The organism is Luteimonas sp. TWI382 (assembly GCF_039674545.1).
Classification (GTDB): domain Bacteria; phylum Pseudomonadota; class Gammaproteobacteria; order Xanthomonadales; family Xanthomonadaceae; genus Luteimonas.
In genome coordinates this window covers 15,396-33,359 of record NZ_JBDJNS010000008.1, presented here as the reverse complement: position 1 = coordinate 33,359, position 17,964 = coordinate 15,396, and the positions used below count along the sequence as shown (strand labels likewise).

The window sequence follows — 17,964 nt, the reverse complement described above, 5'->3', positions numbered from 1 at the left end:
GCCATGGATACCCGCCGCACCGACCGTTTCGTCGGCGCCAAATGGGACGACGAGATCGTCCCGCAACTTGTCGAATACATCCGTATTCCGAACAAATCGCCGATGTTCGACGCCGATTGGGTGGCCAATGGCCACATGGAGCGCGCCGTCGAGCTGATGGCCGGCTGGGCCCGCGCCCAGACGATTCCCGGCATGCAGTTGGAGGTCGTGCGCCTGGAAGAGCGCACGCCGCTGATCTTCATCGAAATCCCGGCCGCCAACGGCGGCAGCGACGACGACTGCGTGCTGCTGTACGGCCACCTCGACAAGCAGCCAGAGATGACTGGCTGGGACGACGACCTCGGCCCGTGGGAGCCGGTGTTGCGCGACGGCAAGCTCTACGGGCGCGGCGGCGCCGACGACGGCTACGCGATCTACGGCTCGCTGACCGCGATCCTGGCCCTGCACGAGCAGGGCCTGCCGCACGCACGCTGCGTGGTGCTGATCGAGGCCTGCGAGGAATCGGGCAGCTACGACCTGCCCGCCTATGTCGATCATCTCGCCGACCGCATCGGCAAGCCGTCGCTGGTCGTCTGCCTGGACTCAGGCTGTGGCAACTACGACCAACTGTGGTGCACCACCTCGCTGCGCGGCCTGGCCGGCGGCAACCTGACGGTCAAGGTGCTCGACGAGGGCGTGCATTCGGGCGACGCCTCGGGCGTGGTCCCCTCGAGCTTCCGCCTGCTGCGCCAGCTGCTGTCGCGCATCGAGGACGAGCGCAGTGGCCGGATCCTGCCCGAAGGGCTGCATGCCGACATCCCGGCCGAGCGGCTCGAGCAGGCGCGCCGCGCCGCCGAGGTGCTCGATACGGCGATCTACGACAAGTTCCCCCTGACCGGCGCGCTGCGACCGATGTTCCCCGTCGATGCCGACGGCACGGTCTCCGAGGATCTTGCCGAACTCGTCCTCAACCGCACCTGGCGCCCGGCGCTGTCGGTGACCGGCGTCGACGGGCTGCCGTCGCTGCAGTCGGCGGGCAACGTGCTGCGTCCGCATACCGCGGTCAAGCTGTCGCTGCGCCTGCCGCCGACGGTCGACGGCAAGCACGCCGGCGAGTTGCTGCAGCAGGCCCTGACCCAGGACCCGCCCAATGGCGCCACGGTCACGCTGTCGCTGGAGAAGGCCGCGACCGGCTGGAATGCGCCGGCGATGTCGCCGTGGCTGTCGGAGGCGATCGAAGGGGCCAGCCAGGCATTCTTCGGCAAGCCGGCGATGTACATGGGCGAAGGCGGCTCGATCCCGTTCATGGGCATGCTGGGCGAGAAGTTTCCCGGCGCGCAGTTCATGATCACCGGCGTGCTCGGCCCGCACTCCAACGCCCACGGGCCGAACGAGTTCCTGCACATCGAGATGGGCAAGCGGGTCACCGCGTGCGTGGCCCGTGTGATCGCCGAGCATCACCACGCCAGCCAGCGCGGCGAGACCTCGGGGTCGGCGGTCGCCGCCGACAGCGGCAAGCGTCACGGCGATCACGGCTGCTGCTGACCGCCCACCGGGACGATGCCGCGGCATCGTCCCGGCGGTGCGCACTGTCGCCCCGCCCAGCGGCGCGCTAAGGTCGGACGATCCGGTCCTTTCCGTCACTCGCGTATGCGCTCTGGTCCACACTCGATCGCCCTGCTCGTCCTGACGCTGGCGTCGCTCGTGGCCTGTGGCCATGCGGCCGCGCGCGAGACGGCGCTGTATAACGCGTCGTTCGATCCAACCCGCGAGTTCTACGTCGACTACAACCGTGCGTTCGCCTCGTACTGGCGCCAGCGCACCGGCGAAGCCGTGGACATCCGCATGCACCATGGCGGCTCGGGCGAGCAGGTGCAGGCGATCCTGGGCGGGTTGGACGCGGACGTGGCGACACTGGCGCTGGCTGCCGACATCGACGCGCTGGCCCAGGCCGGGCTGCTGGCTGCGGATTGGCGCACACGCCTGCCCGACGCCAGCGTGCCCTACACCTCGACCATCGTCCTGCTCGTACGCAAGGGCAACCCGCAGCGGATTCACGACTGGGCCGATCTCGTGCGGCCCGGCGTGCGGGTGGTGACGCCCGATCCCCGGACCTCCGGCGGCGGACGCTGGAACTACCTAGCCGCATGGGCCTGGGCCTCGCGCGCGCATCGCGACGGCACGCAGGTGCTCGACTGGATGCGGCGCCTGTTTCGCAACGTCGTGGCCGCGGATGCGGGCGCGCGCACGGCGACCACGACCTTCGTCGAGGGCGGTCGCGGCGACGTGCTGCTGGCCTGGGAAAGCGAAGCGTTGCGCCTGCTCGCCGATCCGCGCACCAGCCAGGCGCTGGAAATCGTCTATCCGAGCCTGAGCATTCGCGCCGAGCCCCAGGTCGCACGGATCGACCGCAATGTCGACGCCCACGGCGCCCGCGAGCGCGCGGACGCCTATCTGCAGTATCTGTACTCGCCGACCGGCCAGCGGCTGGCCGCGCAGCACCACTATCGCCCTGTCGACCCGAGCCAGGTCCCGGCCTCGCAACGCGCGCGCTTTCGCGCGGTCCCGATGGTGACTGTCGACGCGGCCTTCGGCGGCTGGCAACACGCCCAGCGGGTGCACTTCGCCGCCGGCGGACTGTTCGATCACGTGGCCGGCGCCGCCCGCTGAGCTTCGGACGCTCGGTCCAGCACTCCCGCATTCCAGTCGGTAAGCTGGCGGCCCGTCACCCGAGCAGGCCGCTGCGTTGCTTCCCGCCTTTTATCCCCCCGCTGACCGGACGTGCGCATTCGGCACGAACGCCGCCCGATGAAGGCGCTGATCTTCGCGGCCGGCCTGGGCGAACGCATGCGGCCACTAACCGACCACACGCCCAAGCCACTGTTGGTCGCAGGCGGCAAGCCGCTGATCGTCTGGCACCTGGAGCGCCTGGCGGCCGCGGGCGTGCGCGAGGTCGTCCTCAACGTCTCGTGGCTGGCCGAGCAGTTCGCTCCCGCACTGGGCGACGGTGAGCGCTGGGGCCTGCGCCTGCACTATTCGCACGAGGGCGCACCGCCGCTGGAAACCGGCGGTGGCATGCTGCAGGCGCTGCCCGTGCTGGGCGAGGCGCCATTCCTGGCGATCAATGGCGACATCTGGAGCGACCACGACCCCGCGTCGCTGCCGCGCGAGCCGGCCGGCGACGCGCACCTGGTGCTGGTCGACAATCCGGCGCACCACACGCAGGGCGACTTCGTGCTCGAGGGCGACCGCGTACGCGCAGCGGGCTCGGACCGGCTGACTTTCGCCGGCATCGGGGTCTATCGCCCCACGTTGCTGGCGGGCTGGCGCGACATCATCGGTGGCACACCGGGGGCCGACGCCACGCCGCCACGGTTCCGGCTGGCGCCATTGTTGCGCGCGGCGATGGACCGGGGCGCAGTCTCGGGCGAGCATCACCGCGGTGCCTGGACGGATGTCGGCACCCCCGAGCGGCTCGCCGAACTCGACGCCGCGCTCACCAGAGCGCGCTGATCTCGCGCCCAAAAAAAAACTCCTCCTCCGCCTGGGCATGCGGAGGAAGAGTTCTGCGTTGACGGCCGAACAGGCCGTCGGTCAGATCAGCGGCGTCGGCATGGTCGGGATGACGACCGGCGCGCTCTTCTTGGCGCGCTTGGCAGGTGCACGCTTGGCAGGCGCCTTCTTGGCCGCCGTCTTCGTGGTCTTGCGAGCAGCCGCCTTCTTGGCGGTCTTCTTGGTGGCCTTCTTCGCCGCAGTCTTCTTGGTCGCGGCCTTCTTCGTCGCGGCCTTGCGGGTGGCGGTCTTCTTGGTGGCGCTCTTGCGGGTGGCCGACTTCTTGGCGGTCTTCTTGGTCGCCTTCTTCGCAGTCGACTTCTTGGTGGCCTTCTTGGTCGCCTTCTTCGCTGCCGACTTCTTGGTGGCCTTCTTGGTGGCCGACTTCTTGGTCGCAGCCTTCTTGGCGGTCTTCTTGGTGGCCTTCTTCGCGACCTTCTTCGCAACCTTCTTGGTCGCCTTCTTCGCAGCCTTGGCGACCTTCTTCGTTGCCTTGGAGGCCTTGCTCACGGCCTTCTTGGCAGCGGATTTGCGAACGGTCTTCTTGGCCGCCTTCTTGGCGGTGGTCTTCTTTGCAGCTTTCTTCGTGGCCATGGGATGGCTCTCCTCGTCAGTGGACTTGCATGTACAGCTGCCCAGTACTCAAAACGGCGCGCGGGAGTCGGACCCGCGTGCACCCGTCGACGCGCCCAGCGCATCGGGACGGATTCGGTCGGAAGGTCGTCGCAGTCGCGACAGCATCCCGGTGATGCGAAGGCACCCGCGTCGCACGCGACGGGGTGCCGGATTCGATGTCGGGGATTGGCGCAGAGATGCTGCCCGCATCCACCTTGTGATGTTCCTGGCGGAGGTCCGAGTTGTGCAGCGCGTTGTTGTCGGGGCTCGACTCACTCGTTTGATAGCGGGCGTGTGTTGCCGCGAAACCTAATCACGGTTTTTTCCACTGTCAACAGGCGGACATGCTTTTGTTGCGCCCGATCTCCGACGTCCGCCGCGGCTGCCCTGCAAGCGAAACGCACGGCCCACTGACGCCGCCGTCCGCATGCGTGATGCGTCATCGCCTGCAGCGCGACGAAAGTGCTTGAAACAAGCACTCTCCACGACATTCGACAGCGTCGGCGAGATCCAATGCACACGCGCAAACGATGCGATGCGGCGTGGTGAAACATTCATCACCGCGCCGACCGGCCGGTGAACGCGATGTGCACGAGGACCGGGCGATGCGACGTCGCAGCATCGGTTTGCGCGAAAAGTGCGCGACGCATTCGACCTCGCGGCACCTCGAACAAGACACCTCGACGGCATCGCCGCGACGACCGACGAGTGACGACCGACAAGCGACGACTGACAAGCGACGACTGACGACTGACGACTGATGGCAGGCGGCAGGTCGTCGATCGTCGAAGTCCAATGGCACGCGTTGCTACCCGATGCCGCGGACACCACCTCCACCGCGCGCGTCGCCATTCGCACATGCGCACATCGGCGCGCGCAGGCACGCTCGCCGATCGCTGGCGGCGAACGACGACCGGCCGCCGCCTGCTCTCGCGCAGCCTGCCGGTCGTGCAGGGAGACCACCAAAAAAAAGCGCGCCCCTTAGGGCGCGCTTCGATGAACACGGATCGCGAGGCGGCCTCAGTCGGCGTCCTCCTCCAGCAGCTCGGCGTAATCGTCGGGAGAAAGCAGGTCGGCGAGTTGCTCGGGATCGTCGAGCTCGATGACGAACAGCCAGCCTTCGCCGAAGGCGTCTTCGTTGATGGTCTCGGGCTTGTCGGCGAGCGAAGCGTTGACCGCCGCGATCTTGCCCGACACCGGGGCGTAGACGTCGGAGGCCGCCTTGACCGACTCGACCACGGCCACGCCGTTGCCGGCCTCGACGGTGTCGCCGACGGCGGGCAGTTCGACGTATACCAGGTCGCCAAGCAGACCCTGGGCATGGTCCGAGATGCCGACGGTGACCTTGCCGTCGCCTTCGACACGGACCCATTCGTGTGACTTCAGGAACTTCAGGTCGCCAGGGATTTCGCTCATTGTCGGCTCCGGTGAAAACATGACTGCGGGAAAGTGGCGATAGTGTAAGCCAAGGGTCCGGCGGTGGATCAGATGCCGTCGACGACCCGGCCGTTGCGCACGAACGGGAAGGCGACCACGCGCACCGGCACCTGACGGCCGCGGATGTCGACGGTCACCTCGCCCGGCTCGCCGGCCGGCACGCGAGCGAACGCGATCGCCTTGCCGATCGTCGGCGAGAACGTGCCCGACAGGATCTCGCCCTGCCCCTGGGCGGTGGTGACCGTCTGGCCGTGACGCAGCACGCCCTTGTCGTCCATCACCAGCCCGATCATCTGACGAGGCGCGGCGGTGCTGTGCTGTTCGAGCAAGGCGCGGCCGTTGAACGCGCGCCCTTCGTCGAGTGCGACCGTCCATCCGAGCGCGGCCTCGTAAGGCGAAACCGTCTCGTCCATATCCTGGCCGTAAAGCGCGAGGCCGGCCTCGAGCCGCAGGGTGTCGCGCGCGCCCAGGCCGGCCGGTGCCACGCCGGCGGCATGCAGCGCCTCCCACAGCGCGACGGCATGGCGCTCGTGGAGCACGATCTCGAAGCCGTCCTCGCCGGTATAGCCGGTGCGTGCGACGAACAGGTCGCCGAACGGCGTGGCCTCGAGTTCGGCGGCGGCAAACCGGCCAAGCTTGTCGAGGACGAGGGCATCCACCTCGCCGAGCAACCCGGCGACCTTGGCCCGCGCCTGCGGCCCCTGCACGGCGATCATCGCCAGCTCCGGACGCTCGCTGACCTCGACCTCGAACCCGGCAGCCTGCGCCTGGATCCAGGCCAGGTCCTTGTCGCGCGTGGCGGCATTGACGACCAGGCGGTACCAGTCGTCGGCCATGAAGTAGACGATCAGGTCGTCGATGATCCCGCCCTCGGGCGTGAGCATGCAGGTGTAGAGCGCCTTGCCCGGGCTCTTGAGCTTGTCGATCGAGTTGGCGACGAGCTGGCGCAGGAACGCACGGGTCTGCGCACCGCGCAGGTCGACCACGGTCATGTGGCTGACGTCGAACATGCCGGCGTCGCGACGCACATGGTGATGCTCCTCGATCTGGGAGCCGTAGTTGAGCGGCATGTCCCAGCCGCCGAAGTCGACCATGCGCGCGCCCAGGGCGCGGTGCGATGCGTTGAGGATGGTCTTCTGGGTCATGATGGACTGCCGGCTCGCCTGCGGAAAGCACGCATTATCGCAGGTCGGCGGCGCCATCGGCCGCCTTCCGGAACGACGAGCTCAGACGGCGTCGACGTGCAGGTTGACGCCGTCGGTCCCAAGGATGCGCACCATCGTGCCGGCCGGCAGGTCGGCGCCCTCGACGACCCAGAAGGCATCGCCGATCTTGACCCGCCCGCGTCCGGCGACGATCGCCTGGTCGAGCGGCACGACCCGACCGACATGCTGGGAGGCGCGGCGGTTGAGCGTGGGGTGGTCGCTCTGACGCTCGCGATTGCGGAACCATCTCCTATACACCAGGATCGACACGAAGCTGAGCACGACGAACAGCGCGACCTGCGGAAGCAGCGCCAGTCCGGGCACCAGCAGGACGACGACGAACACCGCCGCGGCCGCAAACCCCATCCACAGCAGGAACGCGCCGGGCACCAGGGTCTCGGCCGCCATCAGCAGCAACGCGACCGCAGCCCAGCCGACGACGTCCGCGCGCAGCCAGTCCATGTCAGAGCCCGCCGCGCTGCGGTGCCGGCGCCTGCGGACGCGCCGACGTCTTCTGGCCCAGCGCTTCCTTGGCCAGCTCGCCGATCCCGGCAATCGAGCCGATGATGCCGCTGGTCTCCATCGGCATCAGCACGAACTTCTGGTTCGGCGCCGTCGCCAGCTTCTCGAACGCCTCGACATACTTCTGCGCGACGAAGTAGTTGATCGCCTGCACGTCGCCGTTGGCGATCGCGTTGGACACCATCTCCGTCGCCCGCGCCTCCGCCTCGGCCAGACGCTCGCGCGCCTCGGCCTCGCGGAAGGCGGCTTCCTTCTGGCCCTCGGCTTGCAGGATCGCGGCCTGCTTGTCGCCCTCGGCGCGCAGGATCTCCGACTGCCGATGCCCCTCGGCCTCGAGAATGACCGCGCGCCGCTCGCGCTCGGCCTTCATCTGACGCGCCATCGAATCCACCAGGTCGCGCGGCGGCTGGATGTCGCGGATCTCGATGCGGGTGACCTTGATGCCCCAGGGATTGGTCGCATGGTCGACGACGTTGAGCAACTGGGCATTGATCGTCTCGCGGTTGCTCAGCGACTCGTCGAGGTCCATCGAGCCGATCACGGTGCGGATGTTGGTCTGCACCAGCGCGATCGTCGCGATCTCAAGGTTCGAGACCTCGTAGGCCGCCTTGGCCGCGTCGAGCACCTGGAAGAACACCACGCCGTCCACGCGCACCACCGCGTTGTCCTTGGTGATGACATCTTGGCTGGGAACGTCGAGCACCTGCTCCATCATGTTGATCTTGCGGCCGACCCCATAGACGATCGGGATCAGGAAGTGCAGGCCCGGCGCCATCGAATGGGTGTACTTGCCGAAGCGCTCGACGGTCCACTCATACCCCTGCGGCACCATGCGCACCGTCTTGAACAGCACGATGACGCCAGCGAGCGCGAGCACCACCGCCAGAAACAGTCCCGTTCCCATGCGTTTCCCCTACTTCGATCCGCGGACATCCGCGCTGGGCCGAGTATAGGGCGGGCCACCGTGACGCGCGGTCGCGAGCCGTCGCGCCGGCTGCGGCTTGCGGCGTCCCTGCCGCAGCCGCACCGTGGCACGTCGGGCTACGGCGCGGCGGTCGTCACCCAGGCCTCGAACACCGCATCGATCTGGGCGTCGGTCACCGTGCCGCCGTCCTGCACCGTCTGCGCCTGCTCGAACAGCGGCACGATCAGGGCCATGCCGTCGATCTCCGTCTTCAGACGCACGCCCGCAGGCGCGGCCAGGCGCGCCTGCCAGCGATCGCGCACGCGGGCCCAGTAGCCCTGGGTCGCCTTCCAATAGGCGTAGGCCGGCGAGAAATCGATCGCGGTGGTCTTCACATAGTCATTGAAACCGAACTCGCGGACCAGTTGCGCGGTCGGCCGGCCCTGCGCGTCGCGTACGGTCTTGGTGTTGTCCTGCTCGTGCGTCCAGCCGCCGGGCACGATCGTATGCCGGTTGATTGCCCCCAGCGCGTTGTAGTCGCTGCGCTTGGTGTACTCGCGGCGCGGCAACGGGCGCCAGTCCGCATCCGAGGTCCAGGTCGAGATGCCGCCGGCATGCACCCAGCGCCCGGTGCCGCAGTAACGCGGCGCATCGCTGACCTCATAGACGCATTGCGTCCAGCCGCCGCGGACCAGTTCGGCCGGCACCTCACGCCGCTGCCAGGTCTGATCGGCGGTGAACTCCCAACGCGTCGGCGCCTCATAGTGCCAGTCCTGGCGCCAGTGCTTGACCACGTGCCCGCTCTTGACGTCGAGCAGCAGGTGCTGGAGCACGATCCGGCCGGGGGCATCCTCGACGACGATCACGACCTCGTCGCCGCCGCTGTCCTTGGCGGGCACGCGGTCGTAACCCGGCGCCAACACGGCGGTCTCCTCGAACGAGAAGCGCACCGTGTACTCGCCCTGCATCGCGAGGATAGCGGTGCGATCGGCGGCGGGGGCGTGCGCTGGCGTTGCGGTGGCGGACGCTGCGACGGCCGGGGCCAGCAGCAGGACGAACGCCAGGGCGGCGGCTTGCGGGTTCATGCGGAATCTCCGGAACGGGTGGAAAGCGAACGTGCGGGTAAGGCAGTGGGAAACGCCGTTGTGTCGCGGGGCTGGCCAATGCCGGCCGATGGCGGCGCGGCCGTGCGGCGCGTGCATCCCTCGACCGCCACGGCAGGCGCAATGCCGTAGGCGCGCACGATCCGGCGCGCGCAGTCGGCGCCCAGCGGTGAAATCGTCGCCAGGCTGGCGACCAGCATCGGGGCGCCGTCGATCGTGGTGCAGGCAGGCGTCAACGCATGGAAGCGCAGCACGCTCGCCTGCCAGCCGCCCGACCACAGACGCTGCGCGAGTCCGTACCACAGGCGCTCGGCCAGGCCGGCCGGTGCGCTGCGACCACCCGCCGGGTAGTGCTCGATCAGCGCCTCCCAGGCCAGAAAGTCGCTGTCGGGCAGCAGGTGCAGTTGCCAGCAGCAGACATCTTCGGCATCGAAGAACAGCAGGCTCTCGCGCATGCCGTCGTCATCGAGCGCGCGGTGGGCCTCGACCCTGCGTGCGCGCGACCAGCCGCCAAGCTCGTTCACCGCGCCGGGGCGGTGCAGGCACAGCACCGTCCCGAGGGTGGCCAGTTGCGCCGTCGTCGGCGGCCCCGCCACATCGTCGGATGCCATTGCCGGAGGCAGGACCGCGGCCGCGCGCGCCATCGTCAGAAGTCGACCGCGAAGCTAACCGCCAGGCTGCGCCCGCGCGGTGTAGCGGTCGAACGTCGTCGAGGCGGCGGCGACCAGTGGCACGTTCCCTGCCGGCCAGTACTTGCGATCGGCGAGATTGAGGACACCGACGTTGACCGTCGTGCCTGGCGCGAACGTCCAATGGGCATAGAGGTCGAGCACCGCATGGCCCGGTGTCTCACGGTAACCGACGGCCGTACTGGCCGGCGGCAGGCGATCGCGTCGTGCGGCGAAGCGCCCGGCCAGTTCCGCGCCCCAAGTGTCGCCATCGAAGGCCAGGCCCAAGGCGGCGGTCAGCGGATCGACGCTGGCCAGCGGATCCCCGGTCGTGCGGTCCTCGCCGCGCGACCACGCGGCCGCGCCGCGCAGCGACCAGCCGGTGAGCGCCGGCGCCAGGACGTCGAGGTCGAGTCCGCCCTTGAACTCCACGCCCCAGATGCGCGCATCGGCGACATTCTGCGATTGGAAGATCATCAGACCGCTGTCGGGATCGATGCCGACAAAGCGCGTGGACTCGATGAAATCATCGTATCGGTTGTAGTAGCCGGTCAGGCCGGCATAGGCCGATCGGCCGGCGAAGCGCAGGCCCAACTCCAGCCCGTCGCTGGTCTCCGGGCGCAGGTCCGGATTGGGAATGGCGGTGTAGCCGAAGGCGAAGTTGGTGAAGCCGATGTTGACGTCGTTATATGGCGGCGCGCGGAAGCCCGCGGCGTAGCCGCCGAACAGCGACCAGGCCTCGGCGAAATGCCAGACCGCACCGAGCTTGGGCGAGACCCGGGTCTTGCGGATGTCGGCGACCTGCGTGGACGGGTTGTCCTCGCGGAAGATCGTGTCGACCTTGGGCTTGAGCCGGTAATGGTCGACCCGGATCGCGGGAACCAGGCGCACCGCGCCACCGGCGAACGCGATCTCGTCCTGCACGTAGAGCGCGGCTTTGGTGGTGTCGCTGATCGGGAAGTCGCGAACCGGGAAGACGTCGGGACTGATGACGTTGGTCACCGCGCCGGTGTCGAGGATCGTGCGCAGGCCATCGCGCTTCTGCCGGGTTTCCGCGACCTCCACGTCGAGGCCGTAGGCCAGCGTGTGGACAACGCTGCCGGTCTCGAACGTCTTGCGCGCATTGGCCTGCACGCCATAGGTGCGCTGGTCGAAAAAGAAGCTGCGCTCGCGGCGGTCGCGCAGCGCCGACGTCATCTGCGTGGCGGGGACGTTGCGCGCCTCCAGGCTGTCCTGGCGCGTGCGGCTGTCCTGCCGATAGACCTGCCAGTCCACGGCGTCGGCAAGTGCCCAGGACAGTCCATCGATCTCGTGCCCGAACGAGATCCGCACGCGCGACTGGTGGTCGTCGCCGAGCACCTGCGTGTTGGTCGCGCGCGTCATGGCCCGGAAGCCATAAGAAGTCAGCACATCGGTCTCGACGTCGTCCTCGTTGCCCTCGACCGTCAACCGGAAGCGCTGCCGGGCATCGGGCGCGAACACCGCCTTGGCCAGCACGCTGCGGCCGTTGGTCGATTGCGGGTTGGCCTGCGTACGGGCGCTGCCCTCGCCGCCCACCTCGCCCATGGTCTCGGTCTCCTTGCCCTGGCGGTGGCCCACGGCCACCAGGCCCGACCAGCGCGCGCCGCCGAACGCCGCGGTGGCATTGGCGAACAGGCCTTCGTCGGCAGTCGTGGCGCCGAGCTTGAAGCCGAAGTACGTGTCACGCCCGTCATCCAGATAGTCGGACGGGTCCTTGGTGACGAACGAGACCACGCCACCGAGCGCGTCCGAGCCGTAGAGCGAACTCGTCGGCCCTCGCACGACCTCGACCCGCTTGAGCGTGTCCGGGTCGACGAAGTTGCGGTTGGCGTTGGAGAAACTGCCGATGGCGAATGCATCGGAAACCGCGATGCCATCGGTCTGGATGCGCACCCGGTTGCCACCCAGGCCGCGGATGCGGATGTCCGACAGGCCGAAGCGGCCGACATTGCGGCCGACAGTCACGCCTGGCTCGTAGCGGAACAGGTCGGCGATGTCGCGGACCAGAGTTGCGTCCATGCGCGCGCGATCGATCACATCGACAGTATTGGGCACGTCGACGATCGCGCGTTCGGTCCGGGTGGCGGTGACGACGACCCGGTCGAACTCGGCCAAAGCCGGTGCGGTGGCGTCGACAGCGCCGTCGGGCGCGGCCAGCGCGGCGAACGGAAACAGGCCCAGGGCCAGGGAGACAGAAAGCGGGTGGAGGCGCATGCGCAGACTCGTGCTTGGAGGGCGACGGCTGGCTGGCAAGCGCGGGGAGAGGAACGCGCGGGCGGGCGACCGGAGAGATCGGTAGACGGACGGGGCCGCCACTGGGGGACGGCGGCACCGATCGACAGCGGGCTTACTTGGTCAGAATCAGCTTGTCGTTGCGGGTGTGGCGCAGGCGATAGACCTCGTTGCCGTGACGGATCTGCAGCTCGCGCTGGCCGCGCAGCAGCTGCGCACTGTCGAGCTCGATCGGCTCGGGCGCGCGGACATCGTGGGCGCGGGCCAGGCGGTGCACGTTGTGGCCATCGGCCGAGTCGCGGGCGGGAACGGAATCGCGGAACTGGGGCGCAAGCATGGTCGGTTCCTCGGAAGCGGGCCCCCAATGCTAGTGATTCTCATTTCCCAGTCAAGAGCGACTGTCATTCTTCCGATGGGCGGTCATCGTTCGGCCCGCCCATCAATGCATCCACGCGCGCCCAGAAGCCGGTGTCGGGCCGCGCAACGAGTTCGAGCGCCTGCAGGTTTTCGATCAGCTGCTCCACCCGGCTGGCGCCCAGCAGCACCGAGGACACGTGCGGATTGCGCAGACACCAGGCGATCGCCAGCGGTGCCGGCGCAACCCCCAACTGCGCCGCCAATGCGACGAATCGCGAAGCGCGCCCCACCCGCTCCGTATCCCCCAGCACTTCGCGCTGCAACCAGCCCAGCTCCGGCTGGGCGAGTCGGCTGTCGGCGGGCACGCCGCCGGCGTACTTGCCGGTCAACAGGCCCGAGGCCAGCGGCGACCACGTCGTTGTGCCCAGCCCGAGCTCGGCATACAGCGGCGCGTACTCCAGCTCGACCCGCTCGCGCCGCAGCAGGCTGTACTCGGGCTGCTCCATCGTCGGCCCGTGCAGGTGGTGTGTGCGCGCGATCTGCGCTGCCTCGCGGATCGCGGCCGCCGGCCATTCGGAGGTGCCCCAGTACAGGACCTTGCCCTGGCGGATCAGCGTGTCCATCGCCCACACGGTCTCGGCCAACGGGGTGTCGGGATCGGGCCGGTGGCAAAAATAGAGGTCGAGGTGATCGACCCGCAGCCGCCGCAGTGCGGCATCGCAGGCATCGCGCACGTGCTTGCGCGACAGCCCCCGCTGGGTGGGTCGGGGCTCGGTCGCCGCGCCGAAGAACACCTTGCTCGACACGCAATAGCCGTCGCGCGGCAGGCGCAGATTGGCGATCACATCCCCCATGACGCGCTCCGCCTCCCCGTTGGCGTAGCCCTCGGCATTGTCGAAGAAGTTGATGCCATGGTCCCAGGCCGCGGCCACCAGCTCGCGCGCCTGGCCCCGGCCGACCTGGCGCCCGAACGTGGTCCAGGCGCCGAACGAGAGCGCCGAGAGCTGCAGGCCGGAGGTGCCGAGACGACGGTAATGCATGGGCGGGGTTCCTCGCTGTCGGGGCGCATCAGTGTATGCAAGCCGCGCCTTCGCGCGGCCGGCCCCGCCCGGCATACCGCGCCGTCGGCGCGGCGGGCCTGAATGACACGGCCTTCACATGGCCCGTGGTTGCCCGTACCGGCCCGCTGCACTAGGCTGCGCGACTTGTCGACGGGCCTGGGGGCCACGATGGAAGACCTGACGCGGATCGGCTTCGGCCTGTTCGGACTCGCCGTGCTGCTCGCGATCACGTGGCTGTTCTCCAACAACAAGCGCGCCGTCGACTGGAAGCTGGTCGCCACCGGCGTCACCCTGCAGATCGCGTTCGCCGCCGTCGTGCTGCGCGTGCCCGGCGGGCGCGAGGTGTTCGATGCGCTGGGCCACGGCTTCGTCAAGGTGCTCTCGTTCGTCAACGCCGGCTCGGAGTTCATCTTCGGCAGCCTGATGAACGTGGAGACCTACGGCTTCATCTTCGCGTTCCAGGTACTGCCGACGATCATCTTCTTCGCCGCGCTGATGGGCGTGCTCTATCACCTGGGCGTGATGCAGGCGATCGTGCGGGTCATGGCACTGGCGATCACCAAGGTGATGCGGGTCTCGGGCGCGGAGACCACCAGCGTGTGCGCCAGCGTGTTCATCGGCCAGACCGAGGCGCCGCTGACCGTGCGCCCGTACATCTCCAGGATGACCGAGTCGGAGCTGATCACGATGATGATCGGCGGCATGGCGCATATCGCCGGCGGCGTGCTCGCGGCGTACGTGGGCATGCTCGGCGGCGGCAACCCCGAGGAACAGGCGTTCTACGCCAAGCATCTGCTGGCCGCTTCGATCATGGCCGCACCGGCGACGCTGGTCATCGCCAAGATCCTGATCCCCGAGACGCGCGAGCCGCTGACCCGCGGCACGGTCAAGATGGAGGTCGAGAAGACCACCGGCAACATCATCGATGCCGCGGCCGCCGGCGCTGGCGACGGCCTGCGCCTGGCGCTGAACATCGGTGCGATGCTGCTGGCCTTCATCGCGCTGATCGCGATGATCAACTGGCCGCTGGAATGGATCGGCGAGGCCACCGGCCTGGCCGAGGCGATCGGCCGCCCGACCAACCTGGCGACGATCTTCGGCTTCGTGCTCGCCCCGATCGCCTGGCTGATCGGCGTGCCGTGGCAGGACGCGTCTGTGGTCGGCTCGCTGATCGGCCAGAAGATCGTCATCAACGAATTCGTCGCCTACCTGCAGCTGGCCGACATCGTCAACGGCCGTGTCGAGGGCATCGCACTGACCGAGCAGGGCCGCCTGATCGCGACCTATGCGCTGTGCGGCTTTGCGAACTTCAGCTCGATCGCGATCCAGATCGGCGGCATCGGCGGCCTGGCCCCCGACCGCCGCCAGGATCTGGCGCGGTTCGGCCTGCGCGCGGTGCTCGGCGGCACCATCGCCACGCTGATGACCGCGACGATCGCCGGCGTGCTGACCTACATCGGCGCCTGACGCCGAGCCATTGCGAGAGCGGGACAAAGAGGATGTGCGCGTGAGCCGTGTCGTCGTCGTCGGGTCGTTCAATGTCGACCATGTCTGGAACTGCAGCACCCTGCCGCGCCGCGGCGAGACGCTCAGCGGCCGTTACCACACCGGGCCCGGCGGCAAGGGCTTCAATCAGGCCGTCGCCTCGACCCGGGCAGGCGCGCAGACCACCTTCCTGTGCGCGCTGGGCGACGACGACGGCGGTCGCCAGGCACGCACACTCGCCCAGGCCGACGGGATCGCGATGCGCGTGCGCGAGAGCAGCCACCCGACCGGCACGGCCGGTATCTACGTCGATGAGGCCGGCCACAACACCATCGTCATCGGCGCCGGCGCCAACGGCGACCTGTGTGCCTCCTGGGTGGGCCGGCAAGCTGAGGCTCTGGCCGGCGCCCGCGTCCTGCTGACCCAGCTCGAATCCCCGCTCGACAGCGTGCTCGAAGCGATGCGCCTGGCGCGCGCGGCCGGCACCTCGACCATGCTCAACCCCGCGCCGGCCAACGCGCAGTGCCTGCGCGAGCTGCTCGCCGCGGCCGACATCCTCACTCCGAACGAGACGGAGTTCGCCGGCCTGCTCGAGCGCCACACCAGCCATCGCATCGACAGCGAGGCGATCGCCGGCACGGCCGATGCGCAGTTGCATCGCTGGTGCCGCACGCTGCTGCCCCGCGGCACGGTGGTGATCACGCTCGGCGCGGCCGGTGCGTTCGTCTCCCATCGCGAGGACCTGACCCGCGGCGATACGCAGCCGTTCTATCGCGTGCCGGCCGACAAGGTCGAACCGGTCGACACCACCGGTGCGGGCGATGCATTCAACGGCGCCCTGGCCGCTTCGCTCGCCGGCGACCAGGCCGTGCCCTTCGACACCCACGTGCGTTTCGCCGCGCATTACGCGGGGCGATCGACCGAGCGGGTCGGTGCCGCCGCGGCGATGCCGCACCTGCGCCCCACGACGGACTGACGACACCGCACGTGCTACGGTCGCCCGGCCGCGGCACCGAGGATCGCGGCGGAGTCTGCCGATGTCCTGTTGTTCATTTCCCGCGCGCCTGCGTGCCGGCACCGGCCTGGCGATCGCACTCGCACTGGCCGCCTGCAGCCCGGCCGACCCGGCACCGACACCGACATCGCCGGCCGACGTGCCAACCACGGCCGATGCCGCGAAGTCCGCCGCCAACCCGATGACGGAGGCGGCGCCGCCCGCGCAGGCGGACGCGCACGGCAGCACGCCGGACGACTGGCGGGCCCAGGCCTGGCCGGCCGACCGCGACGCGATCCTCGCCGACCCCATGTTCGACCAGGCGCTCGACGACCACGATCCAGTGCTGGCGGACGCGCGACAGGCGCTGGCACTGGCCGGAAGCGGCCGCCCGCTGGGCACGATCACAGGCGCCTGGAAAGTCCGCTCGCTGCAGTTCGACGGACGCGGCGGCGCCTATGGCTACCCATGGTTCGACGCCACGATCGCGCGCCGCGACGGTATGCTGACCTTCGCCAAGACGACCGGTTCGCAGCGCCGACAAGGCCGACTGCTGCCGATCGACCGCAGTACGCTCGCATTCCTGGGCTCGCAGTCGGTCAACGACGATCCCTCCCCCGGCTACAGCCGCCAGTGGCCCACGCCGCCGGCTGCGCGCGTCGAGGGCGACAGCGTCGGACGCTTGGTGCGCACCGGCGACGACGAACTGCTGATGGTGCTCGACGTCGATGGCCCGCGCTTCGAGCTCTACCAACTGCGCCGCTGAATTCAGAACGGCGTGTGCGCGACCCAGGTCCACCGATCGGCGACAATGGGCGCATGCAGATCGGTCCGTACCGCATCGAACCCAACGTGGTGCTGGCCCCGATGGCCGGCGTCACCGACAAGCCGTTCCGGCAGCTGTGCAAGCGCCTGGGCGCGGGCCTGGCGATGTCGGAGATGACGATCAGCGATCCGCGCTTCTGGCGCACCGAGAAGTCGCTGCGCCGCATGGACCACGACGGCGAGCCGGCCCCGGCCGGCGTACAGATCGCCGGTACCGAGCCGGCCATGCTCGCCGAGGCGGCGCGCCACAACGTCGCGCACGGCGCGCAGATCGTCGACATCAACATGGGCTGCCCGGCCAAGAAGGTCTGCAACGCCTGGGCTGGCTCGGCGCTGATGCAGGACGAAGCGCTGGTCGCACGGATCCTGCAGGCCGTGGTCGCCGCCGTCGACGTGCCAGTGACACTGAAGATCCGCACCGGCTGGTGCGCCGCACATCGCAACGCACCGACGATCGCGCGTATTGCGCAGGACGCGGGCATCGCCGCCCTCGCCGTCCACGGCCGCACCCGCGACCAGCACTACACCGGCAGCGCCGAGTACGACACGATCGCGGCGATCAAGGCGCAACTGTCGATCCCGGTGATCGCCAACGGCGACATCGACTCGCCGGAAAAGGCGCTGGCGGTATTGCGCCACACCGGATGCGACGCAGTCATGGTCGGTCGCGCGGCGCAGGGCCGGCCCTGGATTTTCCGCGAGATCGCGCACTTTCTCGCCACCGGCCACCACCTCCCGCCACCGTCGCTGCAGGAGATCCGCGACATCCTGCTCGGCCATCTCCAGGCGCTGCATGCGTTCTACGGCGAACCCGCCGGCGTGCGCATCGCACGCAAGCACCTGGGCTGGTACGCGAAAGACCGACCGGAGCATCACGCTTTCCGCGCTGTGGTCAACCGCGCCGACACCGCGCAGGAGCAGCTCGCGCTGACACGCGCCTACTTTGACGCGCTGATCGCTGACGACGCGCAACCGACGCTGGCTGCCTGACGGACCGCGTCCGC

Annotated in this window: 16 protein-coding genes and 1 pseudogene; 7 read left to right on the top strand and 10 right to left on the bottom strand. The window is 69.0% G+C overall.

The window, feature by feature from the left end; translation table 11 throughout:
• Positions 1 to 3 precede the first annotated feature (3 nt).
• The 3 genes from ABE505_RS07220 (at position 4) to murU (ending at position 3,492) form a co-directional block, all read left to right on the top strand.
• On the top strand, positions 4 to 1,524 hold the full coding sequence (locus ABE505_RS07220) for a M20 family metallopeptidase (protein ID WP_346443353.1): 1,521 nt from the start codon (positions 4 to 6) through the stop codon (positions 1,522 to 1,524).
• Between the two features lie 105 nt (positions 1,525 to 1,629).
• Entirely contained in the window at positions 1,630 to 2,649 is a 1,020-nt protein-coding gene (locus ABE505_RS07215; protein WP_346443352.1) for a sulfate ABC transporter substrate-binding protein, read from the top strand.
• Positions 2,650 to 2,787: 138 nt separating this feature from the next.
• Positions 2,788 to 3,492 carry an N-acetylmuramate alpha-1-phosphate uridylyltransferase MurU gene (gene murU, locus ABE505_RS07210; protein WP_346443351.1) on the top strand — a complete coding sequence of 235 codons (705 nt, stop codon included), beginning with the start codon at positions 2,788 to 2,790 and terminating at the stop codon, positions 3,490 to 3,492.
• A gap of 81 nt (positions 3,493 to 3,573) precedes the next feature.
• Here murU and ABE505_RS07205 read toward each other — a convergent pair whose 3' ends face one another.
• The 10 genes and pseudogenes from ABE505_RS07205 to ABE505_RS07160 form a co-directional block, all read right to left on the bottom strand.
• Positions 3,574 to 4,125 (bottom strand): hypothetical protein, encoded by a 552-nt coding sequence (locus tag ABE505_RS07205; protein WP_346443350.1) that lies wholly within the window; start codon positions 4,123 to 4,125, stop codon positions 3,574 to 3,576.
• Positions 4,126 to 5,166: 1,041 nt separating this feature from the next.
• Complete coding sequence (gene gcvH, locus ABE505_RS07200; protein ID WP_346443348.1) at positions 5,167 to 5,562, bottom strand: glycine cleavage system protein GcvH; 396 nt, start codon at positions 5,560 to 5,562, stop codon at positions 5,167 to 5,169.
• A 68-nt stretch (positions 5,563 to 5,630) separates the two neighbouring features.
• A complete protein-coding gene (gene gcvT / locus ABE505_RS07195; RefSeq protein ID WP_346443346.1) occupies positions 5,631 to 6,728 on the bottom strand; it encodes a glycine cleavage system aminomethyltransferase GcvT in 1,098 nt (365 codons plus the stop codon).
• Between the two features lie 81 nt (positions 6,729 to 6,809).
• Positions 6,810 to 7,241, bottom strand: a complete 432-nt coding sequence (locus ABE505_RS07190) for an NfeD family protein (protein ID WP_346443529.1) — start codon at positions 7,239 to 7,241, stop codon at positions 6,810 to 6,812.
• 10 nt (positions 7,242 to 7,251) lie between these two features.
• Complete coding sequence (locus ABE505_RS07185) at positions 7,252 to 8,214, bottom strand: SPFH domain-containing protein (RefSeq protein WP_346443344.1); 963 nt, start codon at positions 8,212 to 8,214, stop codon at positions 7,252 to 7,254.
• 137 nt (positions 8,215 to 8,351) lie between these two features.
• The gene (locus ABE505_RS07180) at positions 8,352 to 9,299 is read right to left on the bottom strand and encodes a DUF6607 family protein (protein WP_346443342.1); all 948 of its coding nucleotides are present in this window, start codon (positions 9,297 to 9,299) and stop codon (positions 8,352 to 8,354) included.
• On the bottom strand, positions 9,296 to 9,928 hold the full coding sequence (locus tag ABE505_RS07175; RefSeq protein WP_346443341.1) for a Hemin transport protein: 633 nt from the start codon (positions 9,926 to 9,928) through the stop codon (positions 9,296 to 9,298). Before ABE505_RS07175 ends, ABE505_RS07180 begins: the two co-directional genes overlap by 4 nt.
• Before the next feature lie 35 nt (positions 9,929 to 9,963).
• Positions 9,964 to 12,220: pseudogene (locus ABE505_RS07170) on the bottom strand (TonB-dependent hemoglobin/transferrin/lactoferrin family receptor).
• Positions 12,221 to 12,353: 133 nt separating this feature from the next.
• Positions 12,354 to 12,575, bottom strand: coding sequence for a hemin uptake protein HemP (locus tag ABE505_RS07165; protein WP_346443339.1), 222 nt, complete (start codon positions 12,573 to 12,575; stop codon positions 12,354 to 12,356).
• Positions 12,576 to 12,639: 64 nt separating this feature from the next.
• Positions 12,640 to 13,635 (bottom strand): aldo/keto reductase, encoded by a 996-nt coding sequence (locus ABE505_RS07160; RefSeq protein ID WP_346443337.1) that lies wholly within the window; start codon positions 13,633 to 13,635, stop codon positions 12,640 to 12,642.
• A 189-nt stretch (positions 13,636 to 13,824) separates the two neighbouring features.
• Between ABE505_RS07160 and ABE505_RS07155 the strand changes: the two genes are divergently transcribed.
• From ABE505_RS07155 to dusB, 4 genes are all read left to right on the top strand, one after another.
• Positions 13,825 to 15,123 (top strand): nucleoside transporter C-terminal domain-containing protein, encoded by a 1,299-nt coding sequence (locus tag ABE505_RS07155; RefSeq protein ID WP_337246126.1) that lies wholly within the window; start codon positions 13,825 to 13,827, stop codon positions 15,121 to 15,123.
• Positions 15,124 to 15,163: 40 nt separating this feature from the next.
• Complete coding sequence (locus ABE505_RS07150) at positions 15,164 to 16,117, top strand: ribokinase (RefSeq protein ID WP_346443335.1); 954 nt, start codon at positions 15,164 to 15,166, stop codon at positions 16,115 to 16,117.
• A 61-nt stretch (positions 16,118 to 16,178) separates the two neighbouring features.
• Positions 16,179 to 16,901, top strand: a complete 723-nt coding sequence (locus ABE505_RS07145) for a DUF4893 domain-containing protein (protein ID WP_346443333.1) — start codon at positions 16,179 to 16,181, stop codon at positions 16,899 to 16,901.
• 53 nt (positions 16,902 to 16,954) lie between these two features.
• Entirely contained in the window at positions 16,955 to 17,950 is a 996-nt protein-coding gene (gene dusB / locus ABE505_RS07140) for a tRNA dihydrouridine synthase DusB (protein ID WP_346443332.1), read from the top strand.
• Positions 17,951 to 17,964 lie beyond the last annotated feature (14 nt).

Bases quoted from the DNA above. Each gene is read 5' to 3' on its own strand.
- ABE505_RS07220 (WP_346443353.1), top strand. From the start codon at position 4: ATGGATACCCGCCGCACCGACCGTTTCGTCGGCGCCAAATGGGACGAC.
- murU (WP_346443351.1), top strand. From the start codon at position 2,788: ATGAAGGCGCTGATCTTCGCGGCCGGCCTGGGCGAACGCATGCGGCCA.
- ABE505_RS07175 (WP_346443341.1), bottom strand. From the start codon at position 9,928: ATGGCATCCGACGATGTGGCGGGGCCGCCGACGACGGCGCAACTGGCC.
- ABE505_RS07160 (WP_346443337.1), bottom strand. From the start codon at position 13,635: ATGCATTACCGTCGTCTCGGCACCTCCGGCCTGCAGCTCTCGGCGCTC.
- ABE505_RS07180 (WP_346443342.1), bottom strand. From the start codon at position 9,299: ATGAACCCGCAAGCCGCCGCCCTGGCGTTCGTCCTGCTGCTGGCCCCG.
- gcvT (WP_346443346.1), bottom strand. From the start codon at position 6,728: ATGACCCAGAAGACCATCCTCAACGCATCGCACCGCGCCCTGGGCGCG.
- ABE505_RS07165 (WP_346443339.1), bottom strand. From the start codon at position 12,575: ATGCTTGCGCCCCAGTTCCGCGATTCCGTTCCCGCCCGCGACTCGGCC.
- ABE505_RS07205 (WP_346443350.1), bottom strand. From the start codon at position 4,125: ATGGCCACGAAGAAAGCTGCAAAGAAGACCACCGCCAAGAAGGCGGCC.
- ABE505_RS07185 (WP_346443344.1), bottom strand. From the start codon at position 8,214: ATGGGAACGGGACTGTTTCTGGCGGTGGTGCTCGCGCTCGCTGGCGTC.
- gcvH (WP_346443348.1), bottom strand. From the start codon at position 5,562: ATGAGCGAAATCCCTGGCGACCTGAAGTTCCTGAAGTCACACGAATGG.
- ABE505_RS07215 (WP_346443352.1), top strand. From the start codon at position 1,630: ATGCGCTCTGGTCCACACTCGATCGCCCTGCTCGTCCTGACGCTGGCG.
- ABE505_RS07155 (WP_337246126.1), top strand. From the start codon at position 13,825: ATGGAAGACCTGACGCGGATCGGCTTCGGCCTGTTCGGACTCGCCGTG.
- ABE505_RS07145 (WP_346443333.1), top strand. From the start codon at position 16,179: ATGTCCTGTTGTTCATTTCCCGCGCGCCTGCGTGCCGGCACCGGCCTG.
- dusB (WP_346443332.1), top strand. From the start codon at position 16,955: ATGCAGATCGGTCCGTACCGCATCGAACCCAACGTGGTGCTGGCCCCG.